Genomic DNA, 16776 nt, shown 5'->3' with positions numbered 1-16776 from the left:
CCGGTACTACGCCGCCCCCGCTACAGTGCCCCTGGCCAGCAGAAAAGCCCCCCACGAGGGAGGGCTGATCGCGGATCGTCGAGTGCGCCCCCGGCAGGACTCGAACCTGCGGCCAAGTGCTTAGAAGGCACCTGCTCTATCCACTGAGCTACGGGGGCCGGGTGGTGGCCGCGGTGGCCGGGACAAGGATAGGGCTCCTCGCGCCCGGCCCCGGTTGCTTCACCTCCGTGACATGTTGTGGAGGTTCGGTGAAGCGGTCCTGATAATCGCAGGCAGATGCGGATTCTGCACCGATTTTCGCGCCCCGGGCGTCGGCTGTTGTGCACTCGTTATGCCTGAGACTCAGTTGTCACACCCGTGCCGGGTTGCTCCGGTCGGCGCGCAGAGGCGGCCATACGCTTCAAAAGAACGCCAAAATTGGGCATTCTTCGCATGTGGCGACCTTGGATGTACGGCCCCAACTGCTCGATGCACTGTCCGCACTGCGCGACCGTGTCGCCGCCGCACGCTTCCCGCTCGCTCTCCCGGGAGTGGACCGCGTACGCCGCAACCGCGCCGAACTCCTCGCACAGCTCGACGACTATCTCGTTCCCCGCCTGCGCTCTCCCGATGCACCCCTGCTCGCCGTGATCGGCGGTTCCACCGGTGCCGGGAAGTCCACGCTGGTCAACACGCTCACGGGCCGCCAGGTCAGCACCGCCGGAGTGCTGCGCCCCACCACCCGTACACCGGTCCTCGTCTGCCACCCCGACGATCATCACTGGTTCTCGGGGGACCGGGTACTGCCGGGCCTCACCCGGGTCTGGATGCCCTGGCAGCACGATTCCCACTACCGGCTCGGCCAGGACGCCGAGGACGACCTCTACGACCCGTACGACGACGGCGGGGACGGGGCGAAAGACGTGCCCCCCACCCTGCGCGTCGAGACCGTCGACACCCTGCCGCCCGGCCTCGCTCTCCTCGATGCCCCCGACATCGACTCCCTGGTCGCCCGCAACCGGGATCTCGCCGCCCAGCTGATCTGCGCCGCCGATATCTGGGTGCTGGTCACCACCGCGACCCGTTACGCCGACGCGGTCCCCTGGCATCTGCTGCGTACGGCCAAGGAGTACGACGCCACCCTCGTCACCGTGCTCAACCGGGTCCCCCACCAGGTCGTCCTCGATGTCTCCCGCCAGTACGGCGCGCTGCTGGACAAGGCCGGGTTCCGTCATGTGCCCCGGTTCACCGTCCCCGAGCTGCCCGAATCCACTGGGGACGGCAACGGGCTGCTGCCGGCCAGCGCCCTCGCCGGACTGCGCGACTGGCTCGTCCAGCACGCGCTCGACCCGGCCGCCCGCTCCGATGCCGCCGCCCGGACGGCGACCGGAACGATCGCCTCGCTGAACTCCCGGCTGCCGGCCCTGGCCTCGGCGGCCGCGGCGCAGCACGCCGCCGCGCTACGGCTGGCGCACTGCGTGGAGGAGGCCTATGCAGCGGCCGCCCAGCGGGTACGGAGCGAAGTCGCCTCCGGTGGGATTCTCGCGGGCAACGCCCTCACCAGGTGGCGTGGCTACCCGCACGACAGTGGCTCCGGTGAGTTCCTGGACGCCATCGTGGACAGCCTGACCGCCCTGCTGTGCTGTGCGGTCGCGGACGCCGACGAACGTACGGAGCGGGCCTGGCGCCGGGACCGGGCCGCCTCGGCCGCGTACGCCCCCGGGAGCGTGCCCGGGGCGGCATGCGCGGTCGACCGGGTCGGGATCGCGGTACGGCGGTGGCGGCGCTGTCTCGAGGAGCTGGCCGACGAGGCGGTGCTCGGCCGTGAACGCCCGACCGACGCCGACCGCATCGCCGCCTTCCTCGCCACGGTGCTGGTCGGCGGGGACCGCGGCCGCAAGGCAGGCGAGACGCTCGCGGAGACGCTGGGGGCCCACGGAGCCGTACGGCTGCGGGACCGGGGGGCGCTGCTGCTCACCGAGTGCCTGGAGCGCGTCCTGACCGGCGAGCGCGACCGGCGTCTGGCCCCGCTGGACGCCCTCGATGTCACCTCCGAACTCCAGGCCGAGTTGATCGGCGCGCTGTCCGTACTGCAGAAGGAGAGGCGACCGCTGTGAGCTCCGCCGGCACCCACCGGCCCGGCGACCCCGGGCGGACACCCGACGACATGGGGGGCGACGGGTACGCCCGCACGCCGCGTACGGCATCCGGACCGGCAGGGGGCGGGCAGGCCGTCCCGGGGGAGAGCGGAGGATCCCCGTTCGCGGACCCGGTCGAACCGGCGGCCGTGCGGGCGCCCTCGCATGCGGGCCTGCATCCGCCCGTGCATCCGGCAGAGCACTCGCCAGGACACACACCGCACTCGCCGGTGCATCAGCCAGGACAGTCGCCGTCGCATCCGCCGGTGCATCTCTCCGGGGCCGTCGGCTCCCTCGGCGGGGCGGCGGAGCAGCGCTCGGCGGGGGCGGCCGCTTCCGACGACGCGCCCCCGGCCTCCCGTAGCGACGGCACCTCCCGGGTCTGGGACGACGGTCTGATCGCCCGCCGGGCCCCTGAGGGATCCGGCCATGCGTACCTCCGTGAGGACCACGCGGGGCCGAGCGGAGCCGCCGCGTCACGCCCCAGGACGTACGGGGACGGGGAGGGCGCCGACCGACCGGGGCCGGCCGTGCCGCGGACTCCCGTGCCTCACCGCCGTAAGGATTACAACCGGGGCTTGCGCGTCCGACTGGAGGCGATGCGCGAACTCGTCGGGCTGTCGCGCACCCGGCTGGACAGTCGTACGCTCGCCGAGCCCGGACGCGTCCTGGACGAGGCCGCGGCCCGCCACCGGCTCTCGCTCGACCACACCGTCGTCGCCATCGCCGGAGCCTCCGGGAGCGGCAAGTCCACCCTCTTCAACGCCCTCGTCGGTGCGCACCTGTCCGAGGCGGGAGTCCGCCGTCCGACCACCTCCGCGCCCGTCGCCTGCACCTGGTCCGAAGGCGCGGACGGACTGCTGGACCGGCTCGGCATCCCGCCCCGGCAGCGCCGCAGGCCGCAGCGTCTGCACGAGTCCCTGCTGCGCGGCCTCGTGCTCCTCGATCTGCCCGACCACGACTCGGCCGTGGCCGGGCGCCGCGAGCAGGTGGACCGGATGCTCGGACTCGTCGACGCGGTGGTGTGGGTGGTCGACCCGGAGAAGTACGCGGACGCCCTGCTCCACGAGCGCTATCTGCGGCCGCTCGCTGGATACGCCGAGGTCACGTTTGTGGTCCTCAACCAGATCGACCGGCTGCCGGGGGACGCCACCGACCAGGTGCTGGACGATCTGCGACGGCTGCTGGACGAGGACGGGCTCGCCCTCGGCGAGCACGGCGAGCCGGGGGCGACGGTCCTGCCCGTGTCGGCCCTCACCGGTGAAGGCGTCTCCGAACTCCGGCTCCGGCTCGGCAGGTTCAGTATGGACGGCCGGGCCGCGGAGCACAGGCTCGCCGCGGACGTCGACGGCGTCACCGAGCGGCTGCGCCCCATCTGTCTGGCCCGGGGGCGCGCCGGGCTGACCGAGCACGCGCGCGCCGCATTCGAGGACCGGCTGGCGGACGCGGTGGGCGCCGTGGCCGCCGGACAGGCGGCGGAGCGCGAGTGGCTGCGGTACGCGGAACTCGCCTGCGGCGCCCCCTGGGCCCAGCTGCGCCGGCGGTACGGGGTGAAGCGCTCGCCTGCCCGTGCTCCGGCGGCCTCTCCTGCCGTCCCGGCCGCCTCCGATCCCTTCATGGCGGCGCCTGCCTCCTCCTCGGCGGCATCGGCGTCCGTCCCGGCCGTACCGGCGCCGTTCGATGACCAGGACGGTCCGGCCGGGGGTCTGCCGAGCACCGCCCGCGCCATCGTGGAGCAGGCCGTACGGGGGGTGGTGGACGACGCGTCGGCGGGGCTGCCGGAGGCCTGGGCCCAGGCGGTACGGGAAGCCGCCGCACGGGGCGCGGAGCAGCTGCCCGGGGTGCTGGACGAGGCGGCTTCCGCCCAGACCGTCGGGACCGCACGCCCCGACGGGCCCGGCTGGTGGTCGGTTGCGTCCGCCTGTCAGGGGTTGCTGTTCGTCATCCAGGTCGCCGGCGCGCTCTGGATGACGTGGACGGTGGTGAGCGGGCCCGGTGACGCCTGGCTGCTGCCGGCCCTGCTGATGGCGGTCGGGGTGGGGGGCGGACCCGTACTGGGGTGGTTCTGCCGGACGGCGTCGAGCGGCCCGGCCCGGCGTTACGGACAGGAGACGGAGTGGCGGCTGCGAAGCGCGGCGGCGTCGTGCGGGCGGGCACAGGTGCTGGAGCCGGTTGCCGCGGAACTGCTGCGCTATCGCGAGGTCCGTGACCAGTATCTGGTCGCGGCGGGAGGCCCTTCCCACACAACGCTCCTGTAGAAGCCGTAGGAGTGAGGGAGTTGTCCACAACCGCTGGGTTGTCCACAGGGTCCAGCGCCGGTCGGCGTTGGCGGGCAGCATGGGTGCGGAAGGCAGCGAGCCGATCTCGGGGGAGGGGAGTCCGGTTGGCCGGATCGTCGCGGAGGGGAGTCCGGTTGGCGGGGGGCGTCGGGCGAGGAAGTCCGGCTGGCCGCCCGGTTCGTCGCCTCTGGGACGCTCCGACCTCAATGGGTGCGTTGCCGAACTGCCGCCGAATAGAGGGGGTTTGAAGTGAGGATTTGTCGATAATCCCAGGTCAGATGCGGCTCGGCGATAACGATTCCGATTCGGATCGGTTGTCGGCCGTCAATGGTGGGGACCCTGTTGCGCTTTCTTCCTAAGATCCGTGCGTACTCACGGGGCTCTTGAGTTTTCACGCGAGGCGCCCGCCCCCATGGCTGCCTCGCCCGGAGGGGAAATCCATGACTTCTGTACGTAGGCGGGGCTCTGCCCGCCTCGCCGCCGCCGTGATGGCCTCCGGCCTGATCGCGGCGGGAGCGATAGCCGCCGCGGGGCCGGCCGTCGCCGACGACGCTGTCCCGAGCCAGGGCGGGGCGACCGCCGCACTGGGCGGTCTCAAGGTGGCCGACCAGGCGGTCATCCACCAGGAGGGTGGACAGGATCAGAAGGTCGGCGCCGGTCTCTTCGAGATGACCGTCGACGGTGGCGGCACGCTCCAGACGTACTGCATCGACATCCATAACCCGACGCAGCGTCAGGCGCAGTACCAGGAGGTGCCCTGGAGCTCCTCGTCGCTGCACGACAACGCCGACGCGGGCAAGATCCGCTGGATCCTGCAGAACTCGTACCCGCAGGTGAACGACCTCAGCAAGCTCGCCGAGACCGCCCAGGCCGGCACGCTGACCGAGAAGACCGCGGCCGCCGGCACCCAGGTCGCGATCTGGCGCTACTCGGACCATGTGAACGTCGAGGCGGCCGACCCCGAGGCCGAGAAGCTCGCCGACTACCTCGAGAAGAGTGCCAAGGACCTCGAGGAGCCGAAGGCGTCGCTGACCCTCGACCCGGCGGCCGTCTCCGGGAAGTCCGGCGACCGGCTCGGCCCGATCACCGTCAACACCGACGCCCAGAACGTCACCGTCACGCCCGCCCCGGCCGCCGCGGCCTCGGGCGTCAAGGTCGTCGGCAAGGACGGCAAGCCCGTCACCAGCGCCGTCAGCGGCACTGAGCTGTTCTTCGACGTGCCGAGCGGCACCCCCGACGGCTCGACCTCGCTGACCGCCCAGGCGACCACCACGGTGCCGGTCGGCCGAGCCTTCGCCAGCGAGACCAAGAGCCAGACCCAGATCCTGGCCGGTTCCAGCGAAAGCACCGTCTCCGCCACCGCCACCGCGAACTGGGCGAAGGAGGGCGCCATCCCGGCGGTGTCCGCCGAGAAGAACTGCGCCAAGGGCGGGGTGGACATCACAGCCACCAACGAGGGCGACGAGTCGTTCACCTTCGAGCTGGCGGGCGTGAAGCACACCATCGAGGCGGGCAAGTCCGAGACCGTCACCATCCCGGTGAAGGAGGACCAGGCCTACGACTTCACCATCACCGGTCCGAACGGCTTCAAGAAGACCTTCTCCGGTGTCCTCGACTGCAAGACCGCCGGTATCCCCAGTGGCGGCAGTGACGAGCCGTCCTCCGAGCCCAGCCCGGCCACGGCCGGCGGTTCGTCCGACGGCTCCTCCGACGGCTCCTCCGACGGTTCCGCCGGTGGTGCCGGTGACGGCGGAGACCTCGCCGAGACCGGCAGCAGCAACGCCACCCCGGTGATCGCGGGCATCGCCGTCGCGCTCCTCGCGGTCGGCGGCGGCACGGTCTTCTTCCTCCGCAGGAAGAAGGCGGCGGGCTCTGCGGAGTAACCGCATGGTGACCCTCTGATGACAGTGGCCCCGGTGCGCCAGGCGTACCGGGGCCCACTTGCGATCTTGGCGCCTTACTGGTTAACGCCTGGCGCGGCTCGTGCGGCAAGATGGGGTGTATCTGCCCACTCATCGATTGCCGGACGGTTTCTCTTGGCTGAGTTCATCTACACCATGCGCAAGGCGCGTAAGGCGCACGGCGACAAGGTGATCCTCGACGACGTGACGCTGAACTTCCTGCCCGGCGCGAAGATCGGTGTGGTCGGCCCGAACGGCGCCGGTAAGTCCACCGTGCTGAAGATCATGGCAGGGCTCGAGCAGCCGTCGAACGGCGACGCCTTCCTCTCGCCCGGCTACTCCGTCGGCATGCTCCTTCAGGAGCCGCCGCTGGACGAGTCCAAGACCGTCCTGGAGAACGTCCAGGACGGCGCGGCCGACACCATGGCCAAGCTCAAGCGGTTCAACGAGATCGCCGAGCAGATGGCCACGGACTACTCCGACGACCTGCTCGCGGAGATGGGCAAGCTCCAGGAAGCCCTCGACCACAGCAACGCCTGGGACCTCGACACCCAGCTCGAGCAGGCCATGGACGCCCTCGGCTGCCCGCCCGGCGACTGGCCCGTCACCAACCTCTCCGGTGGTGAGCGCCGCCGTGTCGCGCTCTGCAAGCTGCTGCTCCAGGCCCCTGACCTGCTGCTTCTCGATGAGCCCACCAACCACCTGGACGCCGAGTCCGTCCAGTGGCTGGAGCAGCACCTCGCCAAGTACGCGGGCACCGTCGTCGCCGTCACCCACGACCGGTACTTCCTCGACAACGTCGCCGAGTGGATCCTCGAGCTCGACCGCGGCCGTGCCCACCCGTACGAGGGCAACTACTCCACGTATCTCGACAAGAAGGCCACCCGCCTCAAGGTCGAAGGCCAGAAGGACGCCAAGCGCGCCAAGCGTCTGAAGGAGGAGCTGGACTGGGTCCGCTCCAACGCCAAGGGCCGCCAGGCGAAGTCCAAGGCGCGTCTCACCCGCTACGAGGAGATGGCCGCCGAGGCCGAGAAGACCCGGAAGCTGGACTTCGAGGAGATCCAGATCCCGCCGGGCCCGCGCCTGGGAAACGTCGTGGTCGAGATCGAGAACCTCTCCAAGGCGTTCGGTGAGAAGGTCCTCATCGACGACCTCTCCTTCACCCTGCCGCGCAACGGCATCGTCGGCGTGATCGGCCCGAACGGCGCCGGCAAGACGACCCTGTTCAAGATGATCCAGGGCCTGGAGACCCCGGACTCCGGATCCATCAAGGTCGGCGACACCGTCAAGATCTCCTACGTCGACCAGGGCCGCGCCAACATCGACCCCAAGAAGACGCTGTGGGCCGTCGTCTCCGACGAGCTGGACTACATCAACGTCGGCCAGGTCGAGATGCCCTCGCGGGCCTATGTCTCCGCGTTCGGCTTCAAGGGCCCGGACCAGCAGAAGCCCGCCGGGGTGCTCTCCGGCGGTGAGCGCAACCGCCTCAACCTGGCGCTCACCCTCAAGCAGGGCGGCAACCTGCTGCTCCTCGACGAGCCGACCAACGACCTCGACGTCGAGACCCTGTCCTCGCTGGAGAACGCGCTGCTGGAGTTTCCCGGCTGCGCCGTGGTGGTCTCCCACGACCGGTGGTTCCTCGACCGTGTCGCCACCCACATCCTCGCCTACGAGGGCGAGTCCAAGTGGTTCTGGTTCGAGGGCAACTTCGAGTCGTACGAGAAGAACAAGGTCGAGCGGCTGGGCCCGGACGCGGCCCGTCCGCACCGCGCCACGTACAAGAAGCTGACCCGGGGCTGAGTGTGCGGCATATTTTCTCCTGTCCCCTGCGCTGGTCGGACATGGACGCCTTCGGCCATGTCAACAACGCGGTCTTCGTCCGCTACCTGGAGGAGGCGCGGATCGACTTCATGTTCCGGCTGGCGCCGGGGGACGGCAGTCCGTCGTTCAGTGGCGGATCGGTCGTGGCGCGGCACGAGATCGACTACCTGCGTCCGCTGGTCCACCGGCATGAGCCGGTCACCATCGAAACCCGGGTGACGAAGATCAGCGCGGCGTCGCTGACCGTCGCGTACGAGGTCAAGGACGCCGACCAGATCTACGTCCGCGCCTCGACGATGGTCGTGCCGTACGACCTCGACAAGGGCCGCCCGCGACGGATCACCGACGAGGAGCGTGCCGTTCTCGAGACGTACATGGACGACAGCGCGGAGAAGGCCGTCGCCGTATGACGGCGCTGCGCCTGGCCGATGCAGGGGAGGCGGCGGACCTCGCCGCGTTCCTGGCACGGCTGATCCACTACGACCGCCGTGCGGTGGTACGTCTGCAGGCGGGCGCCGGGGGCGCTCCGGCGGAGCCGGGGGGCGTGCTGGCGGTCTTCGGCCGGCCCGCCTCCTTCGAGGTGCTGGCCATTCGTACGGCCCGGCTCGCCGAGCGGCCCGCCCCGCGCGGACACGCGGGGGGCCGGGCGCAGACGCCGTCCGTGGGCGAGCCCGCCGCGCTGGACGTGACCGTCTCGGCGGGGCAGCTGGCCGACGCGATCGACGCCGGGCTCGCCGCCGTCACCGGACCGACGGCGGAGGCCGGGGCATCCGGAGGGACGGACCCGGGCGGTGCGCCGGTGTCCGAGAGGGCCCCGGCAGGGGCGTCCCCCGGGGGGATCCGGGAACAGTCGTCCGGGGCGTCGGACGCCTTCCGGCCGGGCCCCGTGGGGTCCCGGAAGGTCCCCACGGAGTCCCCGGCGGGCTCCACCGGCGGCGGTCCCGCCGTCACCGTTCCCGAACCGGTCACGGGTCCGCCGTGGGCCGGTCTGCTGCCGCCGCGCGGCGGCTGGCAGCGGGTCGAGGGCCTGCCCGCGGCGGAGGCGGTACGGGGGGCGGTCGCCGCGGCCGTCACCGAGTTCCGGGCGCGGACGGAGTCCCTTCCGGAGGGCAGGCGCACCCGCTCCGAGCTCGACCGGATCGGCCGCGAGATCTGGTCCCGCACGCTGGGCGAGACCGAGCTCCCGCTGCGTGCCGTGCACGCCGCGCAGTCGCTGGGCTTCCTGCGGCCGCTGCCGGCCGCCGTCACCACCCCCCGGGCCACGGGAGTGCCCGGCCCCCGCGGCAACGGTGCGACGACAGTCCTCGCGGCGGCACCGCCCGCCACGGAGCCGGCACCGCCCGCCACAGAGCCGGCGTTGCTCGCCACGGGCGGCTGGCTGCGGCTGCGCACCCCGTACGGTTCGATCGCGGTGCGGCGGGCGGGTCTGCAGGGGCTCGGCGTCATGCCTGTCTGAGGCCTGAGAGCCCCGTCAACCGCCGCCCCGGAGTGGTGCGTTGACGCCGGAGGCCGGGAACGCGCGCCCGTACGTGGCTGGGAAGGCTTTCCCCGCGCTCCGGGGGCGAGTTCGTTCGCCGGTCGGCCATGGCCACGGCCGTCGCTGGTCGGCCACGGCCTCATCCGGCGGGTCCGACGCACCGGAGCCGAGCCCCGCCGCGCGGCCCGCTCAGGCTCGGCGGTTCCCGAGAGCGGCAGCGCCGCGCCGCCCGCCCGCAGCCTCGGTGGACGCGGGCAGCCGGCGCCACCGCGTCGAGTGCGGGTTCATCGCCGGCCGCGACGGCGCCCGGTCCCGGCCGGTCGCCGTACCGGGCCTGCCGGTGCACGAGGTGAAGGTCGCTGCTGTGGTCAGAGACCTGGGGCGGTCGTGACCGGCAGGCGGCGGGGGCCGCGCACCAACAGACCGGGCCGGTAGGGGAGTTCAGAGGGATCGGCTGCCAGGCGCAGCCCCGGCAGGGTGTCGAAGAGGAGCGGCAGGGCGACGGTCGCCTCCAGCCGGGCCAGCCGGGATCCCACGCAGAAGTGCGGTCCGTGCCCGAAGGCCGCGTGCGGCGCGGCACGCGATCCGGTCCGGTCGGAGGCCGGGCCCGACACCTCCGTCGATGTCCCGCCACGCCGGCCGGAGGAGGCGGGGCATGATCCTGCCGGAGCTCCGCCACCACCGGCGGTGTAGCGCCCCGGCCGGAAAGCGTCCGGGTCGGGGAAGAGGGCGGGGTCGCGGTTGGCGGCGGCGAGCACGGCGAGGACGGAGGCACCGGCCGGTATCAGCGCCCCGTCTCCCAGGTCGACTGCCTCGGTCGTACGCCGCCAGGTCGTGCCTTCGAGCGGGCTCGCGTGCCGGAGCGCCTCCTCGACGACAGCGGTCCAGCGGTCCGGCTCCCGTCGGGCCGCCGCCAGCTCGTCCGGATGGCTGAGCAGCAGCAGGGACGCCGAGGCGAGCAGATTCATGGTGGTCTCGTAGCCCGCGAAGAGCAGCAGGAAGGCCATCGCGAGCAGCTCGCCGTCATCGAGTCCGCCGCCCTCCGAGGAGTCGTGCACCAGCACGCTGAACAGGTCCTCGCCCGGTGCCCGGCGCTTCTCCGCGATCAGCGACGAAAAGTAGGTGTGCAGCCGGGTCCACGCCTCGTCGACCTCGCCCTGCGCGAGGGCGTCGGCGGGGGAGCCCACCCGATAGGTCCACTCCCGTAGATCCGCCCGGTCCTCCTCCGGCACGCCGAGAACCTCGCCGATCACCAGGACCGGCAGCGGGAACGCGAAGACGTCGACCAGGTCCGTGGACCCGTCCCGGCGCAGCCGCGCCGCCAGGTCCCGTACGAGTCCGGCCGTCAGTTCCTCGATCCGCGGCCGCAGCGCGTCGACCCGCCGTGGGGTGAAGGCCGCGGCGGTCAGTCGTCGCAGGCGGGTGTGGTCGGGGGCGTCGGAGTTGAGCATGTGACGGGCGAGGCAGGCTCTGGCGCGCTGGGCGGGGGAGTCCGGCTTGGGGCGGCCCGCGGCCCGTGGTGGCACGTTGGAGAAACGAGGGTCGGCCAGCACCGCCCGGGTCTGCTCGTATCCGGTGACCAGCCAGGCGTACGTCCCGTTGGCCAGCGCGACGCGCGCCGCGGGTCCCCGAGAGCGCAGCGTGGCGTAGTAGGGGAAGGGATCGCGGGCGAAGGCCTCGTCGGCCGGATCGAGAGGCGTCGGATCGAGCGTCGTCGGATCGGGAGCCGTCGGATCGGGAGCGCTCATCCGTCGCTGTTGACCATGGAAGCGGCCGCGTACGTGAGGTACTTCCACAGCTCCGCCTCGTGCTCCGGGGCGAGCTCCAGCTCGTCGACCGCGTCGCGCATATGCCGCAGCCAGGCGTCGTGCGCGGCCTGGTTCACCGTGAACGGAGCGTGCCGCATCCGCAGCCGCGGGTGGCCGCGGTTGTCGCTGTAGGTGCGTGGCCCGCCCCAGTACTGGATGAGGAAGAGCGTGAGCCGCTCCTCGGCCGGTCCCAGATCCTCCTCCGGGTACATCGGCCGCAGCAGCGGGTCCTCGGCGACTCCTTGGTAGAAGCGGTGCACCAGCCGTCGGAAGGTCGGCTCACCACCGACCCGCTCGTAGAAGGTCTGCTCCTGCAGAGTGCCGCGCGGAATCTCATTCACGCCCCCTATGCTCTCAGACGCCACGGCCGAGAACCGGAGTCGTAGGACCCCCGCGGACGGCATACACACAGCGCAAACACGTCATTACGGGACACACGCGGTGGAATCCGGTGGCCCCGCCGAGCATCCGGCCGCCCGCGGTGTCGCCTCGCGGGTCCGTGCGCAGCACAGTGGTGTCATGGGTGGCGAGGACCGTACGGACTCGGAGACCGATCGGCCGGGACCGCGTACGGACACGGCGGCGGCGGCGCGGGCGGCGCTCGTCCGGGCGATCGTCGCGGACGGCGGGCTCGGTGATCCCGCGTGGCGGGCGGCCTTCGAGGAGGTGCCGCGCCATCTGTTCGTGCCGTACTACTACACGGGTACCGGAGCGGGCTACGAGCGGGTGTGGTGCGACGATCCCGACCCCCGCGTCCGTGACCGCTGGCTGTCCGGGGCGTACGCCGACACCCCGCTGGCCACCCGCGTACGGGACGGCGCGCTCATCTCGTCCAGCAGCCAGCCGTCGCTGATGGCGCGGATGCTGGACGCCCTCGACGTGCACGACGGTGACGAGGTCCTGGAGATCGGCGCGGGCACCGGCTACAACGCCGCGCTGCTCTCGCACCGGCTCGGTGAGGAGCGGGTGACGACGGTGGACCTCGACCCGGAGATCACCGAGTCCGCCCGCAGCCATCTCGCCGCCGCCGGGTACCGCCCGGCGGTCGTCACCGCCGACGGGGCGGGCGGTTGTCCCGCCCGCGCCCCCTATGACCGTATTCTCGCGACCTGTTCCCTGGCGGCCGTACCTCCCGCCTGGGTCGCGCACTGCCGGCCGGGCGGCCTCATCCTGGCCCCACTCGCCACCGGCCTGATCTCGCTGCGCGTCCTCGGGCCGGACCATGCGGAGGGCCGGTTCCTGCACACCGCCGCCTACTTCGTCCCGCTCCGGGGCGGTCCCGTCCCCGAGCCCCCGGATACCGGCCTGCTGCCGCAGGGCGCTCTACGGCACGAGCTGTTCCAGTTCATGCTCACCCTGACCGCGGGCAGCGTGGAGCCCCGGGCGGCGTACGACCTCTGGCAGAGCGCGCACCGGCCCGGGCGGGAGCGTTTCGGTGTCACGGTCCGCGGCGACCGCCAATGGGCCTGGCTGGACAGCCCGGACGGCCCCCGTACCTGGCCGCTGGGCAGCGCCGGAACGGACGTGCCCCTCAGCCCCGGCGAAGGGTGATGGTGGTCCAGGCGCCGACATGGACGCGGTCGCCGTCCTGAAGGGGAATCGGGACGAAGGGCTGGATCGGCTCCTCACCGCCGTTGAGGGTGGTGCCGTTCGTGGAGTCCTGGTCGACCACCGACCAACTGCCGTCCGGCTGCCGGACGAGCAACGCGTGTTGGTGCGAGACCCCCGGGTCCTCCGGCGGGCGGGACAGATCGATGTCGGGGGACTCGCCCGTGCTGTTCCGGCGGCGCCCGATGGTGATCTGGTGACCGTTGAGCGGGAGTTGCTGCTCGGGCGAGTAGGCGGGGAGGTTCAGACCGGAGGCCTCCGGTCCGCTTCGCCCCATCATGGCCAGGAAGTACTCGCGGTCCGGTGCCACCACCGCGACCCAGCCTGCCGGTTGGGCGGCCGGGGCCGGGGCCGGGGCGCCGTACGGCTGTTGCTGTTGCTGTTGCTGTGCTCCGGCGCCGAAGTCCGGAGCCGGCGGTGCGCTCGGGGCCTGCGCCGGCGGCGGCAGCGTCCAGTCGCCGTCGGACCGGAAACTCTGGGCGGGCGGCGGTGCCTGCTGGTACGGGGCCTGCTGCGGCACCCCGTGCGGAGCCTGCTGCTGCGGCTGCTGCGGTTGGTGTGGTTGGTGTGGCTGCTGCGGCACCAGCGGTTCGGCCGGGCGGTTCATCTGGGAGGGGCGCGAGCTCTGGTAGTCGTACCCGGGCGGGGGCCCCTGAGCGCTCTGATATCCCTGAGGCACAGGTGGCGGAGGAGGCGGCGGCGGTCCCTGAGGCGGCGGCCCCTGCGACGGCTGCTGCTGGAAACCGGGCGGCAGCGGTCCGCCCAACTGCTGCGGCGGAGGCGGTGTGTACGCGGTGGGCGAGTGCGTCAGGAAGTTGTAACGGCACTCCTCGCAGAACGGCGCCTGAGCCTCGCGCGGGGTCCGGCACTGCGGGCAGAGCTCCGCCTGCGCGGTGGCGTTCGGGTCGTACAGCCCCGGAGGCCGGTTCGGGTTCTGGTTCGGGTACCCGTAACCGCCGGGACTGCCCGGGGAGAGCGGGCCGCCGGGCGCCGGCGGGGGTGAGGGTGGGGGTGGCGGTGGCGGTGGGACGGCACCGGCGGGAGCCCCGGCACCGGCCATGCGGTGTCCGCAGACCTCGCACCAGTCGTCGGAACCCGACTGGTGTCCGTTCGGGCAAGTCGGCATGTCGGTGCTTCCCCCTCTCACCTCGGCCCCTCCGGACCGTTCTTCGTCACTTCTTGACGCGAACCGTCTTCGTGGAGCGCGTCTCGAGCGTCATCTCGTCCGCTTCCGTGACCTTCACTTTCAGTCGCACAGTACCTGTCGGCGCATCGACGACGTCCACCACCTTCGCCAGGAGTCTCGCCGTCGCCTCATTCCCCGAGACGCTCGCGAGCTGTACGGCCCTGCCCAGCTTCGCCGTCGCTCCGTCCCGGTCACCCGACTTGCGCGCATCCAGCCCCTCCTGGATGGTCCGAGCCAGTTCCGCCTGGCCCGTATAGTGCGCGACCTGCGGATTGATGGAGGTCGAGGCGGCCGTGTCATCGGTCCACACGGCCCGTACGAGCCCATGGGACAGGGCTACAGGAATCCCGCCTTCCGGCTCCGGGAGGACCAGCGAGACCCGCGCGGCCAGCATCTCCTGGCCCACACCGGCCGCGGGCACCCGTATGCACACGTGGTAGTCGCGGGATTCGTCGCCCCACGAACCGGTCGGGTAGTCGCCGGTCCGCGGCCCGGAGTCACCGCGCCGACCGGTCAGCTCCTCGACCGTCGGCGCCATCTGTTTCACAAACGCGATCTCCGCGCCGACCGGCGTCCACAGCCGCAGCGCCACGTCCGCGACCTCCTTGCCCATCGCCGTCTCCATCATCCGGGCGAAGTCCGCGGACAGTCCTGCCGGATCGGCCACGATGTCGGCCGTGCCCAGCAGCGCGGAGGCGATGCCGGTGACCTCCCGGACCTCCCAGTCGGTGCCCACTCCCCGTGCGTCACAGGTGAACCGGCCCGCACACGCCGCGAGCGACGCCTGCAACTCCTCGGGCGACTCGTGTTCGTTGCGCCCGTCGGTCAGCAGGATGCCGTGGCGTATGGAGACATCCGCGCCCGAGAGCAGCCGGCCGGCGAGCCGCAGCCAGGTGCCGATGGCCGTCCCGCCACCCGCGCTCAGCGTGCGCAGCGCTTGCTTGGCCTGCTCCCGCGTGGCCGCGTCGGCGGTCGCCAGCCCGCCCCCGCCGGGGTAGATCTCGCGGGCCACATGGGTGCCGCCGACCACAGCGAAGGCGACGCCGTCGCGCAGGGTGTCGATCGCGGCCGCGGTCGCGTCGCGTGCGTTGCGCATCTTGGTCGGTGGGTACTCCATGGAGCCCGAGCAGTCGACCATGATCACGACGGCCGCATCGGGGCCCGCGGCCCGGGTGTACGCGCGCGGGCCCGGTGCCGTGCCTGCCCCTGCGCCGCCGTCCGTGGTGGCGCCGCCGTTTGTGGTGGCGGTGACGGTGACGACGGCGTGGACCTCGCGTCCGCCCTCGGGGAGGTACTCGTTCTGGTACACCTCGACGGAGAACCGCGGCACGTTCGACTGGGGGAAGGCTGTCATCTGATCCGCTCCTCGACCCTCCATCCGGACATGGACCCATGGGGCGGGCGGAATCCGGACGACGCTTCCCCCCGTGCGAGCACGTGCTCAGTGCTCAGTGCTTCGTGCTCAGTTCGCGGTGCTCGGTGCTCGGTTGCTCTGTGCTCCGCTGCTCCGGGCTCGGTCGGCCGTTGCTCGGTCTCGATCGGTGGCTCGGTTTCGACCGGTGCTCGGGTTCGGTCGATACTCACCGCTGCGGGCTCGGGCGGCGATGAGCCTCAGGCCGATCCTGCCCCCGTGACGGGAGCGTGGAACGGCACCACGGCCACTGTTACGTTGTCGTGGCCCCCGCCGTCCAGCGCGTAACCCACCAGGGTCTGCGCGCTGTGCAAGGGCCGGGACCGGGCGTCCGTCGGCACGGCCAGGGCCATGTCCTCCGCGGCCTCCGCGTAGTTCCACAGCCCGTCGGTACAGACCACGACGACACCGGACCGGTCCGGCTTGAACGACGCGGTGTGCGGCTCGATCTCGTACGCGTCCGCGCCGAGCCAGCCCGTGATCGCGTGAGCCCGGGAGTCGGCGTAGGCCTCCGCCTCCGACATCAGACCCGTGGCCACCATCTGCGCGGCCCAGGAGTCGTCCTCGGTCAGCCGGGAGGGCAGGGCCGTACGGTCGTCCGGGACCCAGTACGCCCGGCTGTCGCCGATCCAGCCGACCGTGAGGATGCCGGCGGACACGACCGCGCTGACGATGGTGCAGGCCGGGGCGTTCTGGTGCCGGTGCGCGTCGCGCTCCTGATCCGGCTCCACGGCCTCCGCCAGGGAGTTGACGGCCTGGGCGGCGGAGAGGATCGCCTCGTGCATGGCCTGCTGCGGGTGCGTGCCCTGCGGCAGGGCCGCCAGCAGCGACGCGCTCGCGGCCTCCGAAGCCGCCTGGGAGGCCTCGTCGGGCCGGGTCGCCGAGGAGACTCCGTCGCAGACGACGGCGACGACCGCGGGGCAGCCGTCCGGCAGGGCCGTCGTGGAGACCGAGAAGGCGTCCTCGTTGCGGTGGTGCCGCAGCCCCCGGTCGCTGACCGCCGCGACGCAGTCGAGCGCCTGCTCCATGTGGTCCCGCTTACGGGGCTGGGCATGGCCGCAGTTCTCGCAGTAGCCGTCCCTGTCGATCAGGCCCATACGGCACGCGACGCAGGTCGTGCCCGCGACCTCCGCGCCGCCGGGGGTGTCGGTGACCGACGGTGCGGGCT

12 protein-coding genes and 1 tRNA gene are annotated in these 16776 nt (G+C 72.2%); 7 read left to right on the top strand and 6 right to left on the bottom strand.

Annotated features, from left to right (window positions below; genetic code table 11):
* Nucleotides 1-85: 85 nt before the first annotated feature.
* Nucleotides 86-158, bottom strand: a tRNA-Arg gene (locus tag ACTWQE_RS30200).
* A gap of 276 nt (nucleotides 159-434) precedes the next feature.
* Between ACTWQE_RS30200 and ACTWQE_RS30195 the strand changes: the two genes are divergently transcribed.
* The 6 genes from ACTWQE_RS30195 to ACTWQE_RS30170 all read left to right on the top strand — a co-directional run bounded on the left by ACTWQE_RS30195 (nucleotide 435) and on the right by ACTWQE_RS30170 (nucleotide 9574).
* Complete coding sequence (locus tag ACTWQE_RS30195) at nucleotides 435-2096, top strand: dynamin family protein (protein WP_443332263.1); 1662 nt, start codon at nucleotides 435-437, stop codon at nucleotides 2094-2096.
* Between the two features lie 287 nt (nucleotides 2097-2383).
* Entirely contained in the window at nucleotides 2384-4375 is a 1992-nt protein-coding gene (locus ACTWQE_RS30190) for a GTPase (RefSeq protein WP_443332262.1), read from the top strand.
* A 461-nt stretch (nucleotides 4376-4836) separates the two neighbouring features.
* Nucleotides 4837-6279 (top strand): Cys-Gln thioester bond-forming surface protein, encoded by a 1443-nt coding sequence (locus ACTWQE_RS30185; RefSeq protein WP_443332261.1) that lies wholly within the window; start codon nucleotides 4837-4839, stop codon nucleotides 6277-6279.
* A 153-nt stretch (nucleotides 6280-6432) separates the two neighbouring features.
* Nucleotides 6433-8097, top strand: coding sequence for an energy-dependent translational throttle protein EttA (gene ettA, locus ACTWQE_RS30180; protein WP_443332260.1), 1665 nt, complete (start codon nucleotides 6433-6435; stop codon nucleotides 8095-8097).
* 2 nt (nucleotides 8098-8099) lie between these two features.
* On the top strand, nucleotides 8100-8528 hold the full coding sequence (locus tag ACTWQE_RS30175; RefSeq protein ID WP_443332259.1) for an acyl-CoA thioesterase: 429 nt from the start codon (nucleotides 8100-8102) through the stop codon (nucleotides 8526-8528).
* Nucleotides 8525-9574, top strand: coding sequence for a hypothetical protein (locus ACTWQE_RS30170; RefSeq protein ID WP_443332258.1), 1050 nt, complete (start codon nucleotides 8525-8527; stop codon nucleotides 9572-9574). The genes ACTWQE_RS30175 and ACTWQE_RS30170 overlap by 4 nt, the downstream gene beginning before the upstream one ends.
* A 389-nt stretch (nucleotides 9575-9963) precedes the next feature.
* Here ACTWQE_RS30170 and ACTWQE_RS30165 read toward each other — a convergent pair whose 3' ends face one another.
* Nucleotides 9964-11343, bottom strand: coding sequence for a cytochrome P450 (locus ACTWQE_RS30165; protein ID WP_443332257.1), 1380 nt, complete (start codon nucleotides 11341-11343; stop codon nucleotides 9964-9966).
* Nucleotides 11340-11744: a globin gene (locus tag ACTWQE_RS30160; protein ID WP_443332256.1), complete on the bottom strand. Its 405-nt coding sequence runs from the start codon at nucleotides 11742-11744 to the stop codon at nucleotides 11340-11342. The genes ACTWQE_RS30165 and ACTWQE_RS30160 overlap by 4 nt, the downstream gene beginning before the upstream one ends.
* A gap of 178 nt (nucleotides 11745-11922) precedes the next feature.
* On the opposite strand from ACTWQE_RS30160, the gene ACTWQE_RS30155 reads away from it, so the two are divergent.
* Nucleotides 11923-12954, top strand: coding sequence for a methyltransferase domain-containing protein (locus tag ACTWQE_RS30155; RefSeq protein ID WP_443332255.1), 1032 nt, complete (start codon nucleotides 11923-11925; stop codon nucleotides 12952-12954).
* Here ACTWQE_RS30155 and ACTWQE_RS30150 read toward each other — a convergent pair.
* The 3 genes from ACTWQE_RS30150 to ACTWQE_RS30140 all read right to left on the bottom strand — a co-directional run.
* Complete coding sequence (locus ACTWQE_RS30150; protein ID WP_443332254.1) at nucleotides 12935-14137, bottom strand: FHA domain-containing protein; 1203 nt, start codon at nucleotides 14135-14137, stop codon at nucleotides 12935-12937. The two genes, ACTWQE_RS30155 and ACTWQE_RS30150, sit on opposite strands and share 20 nt — an antisense overlap.
* Before the next feature lie 46 nt (nucleotides 14138-14183).
* Complete coding sequence (locus tag ACTWQE_RS30145; RefSeq protein ID WP_443332253.1) at nucleotides 14184-15551, bottom strand: vWA domain-containing protein; 1368 nt, start codon at nucleotides 15549-15551, stop codon at nucleotides 14184-14186.
* Nucleotides 15552-15808: 257 nt separating this feature from the next.
* Nucleotides 15809-16776: PP2C family protein-serine/threonine phosphatase (locus tag ACTWQE_RS30140; protein WP_443332252.1), on the bottom strand; the 968-nt coding region annotated here is incomplete at its 5' end.

Origin of the sequence: Streptomyces sp. 8N706 (assembly GCF_052245415.1) — a bacterium.
Lineage (GTDB): Bacteria > Actinomycetota > Actinomycetes > Streptomycetales > Streptomycetaceae > Streptomyces.
Note: the sequence above shows the minus strand (reverse complement) of the source record. Positions and strands in the feature narration are given on the sequence as shown.

What these genes read in the sequence shown, in the direction of transcription:
- ACTWQE_RS30185 (WP_443332261.1), top strand. Translation starts at nt 4,837, where the DNA reads ATGACTTCTGTACGTAGGCGGGGCTCTGCCCGCCTCGCCGCCGCCGTG.
- ACTWQE_RS30170 (WP_443332258.1), top strand. Translation starts at nt 8,525, where the DNA reads ATGACGGCGCTGCGCCTGGCCGATGCAGGGGAGGCGGCGGACCTCGCC.
- ACTWQE_RS30165 (WP_443332257.1), bottom strand. Translation starts at nt 11,343, where the DNA reads ATGAGCGCTCCCGATCCGACGGCTCCCGATCCGACGACGCTCGATCCG.
- ACTWQE_RS30155 (WP_443332255.1), top strand. Translation starts at nt 11,923, where the DNA reads ATGGGTGGCGAGGACCGTACGGACTCGGAGACCGATCGGCCGGGACCG.
- ACTWQE_RS30150 (WP_443332254.1), bottom strand. Translation starts at nt 14,137, where the DNA reads ATGCCGACTTGCCCGAACGGACACCAGTCGGGTTCCGACGACTGGTGC.
- ACTWQE_RS30145 (WP_443332253.1), bottom strand. Translation starts at nt 15,551, where the DNA reads ATGACAGCCTTCCCCCAGTCGAACGTGCCGCGGTTCTCCGTCGAGGTG.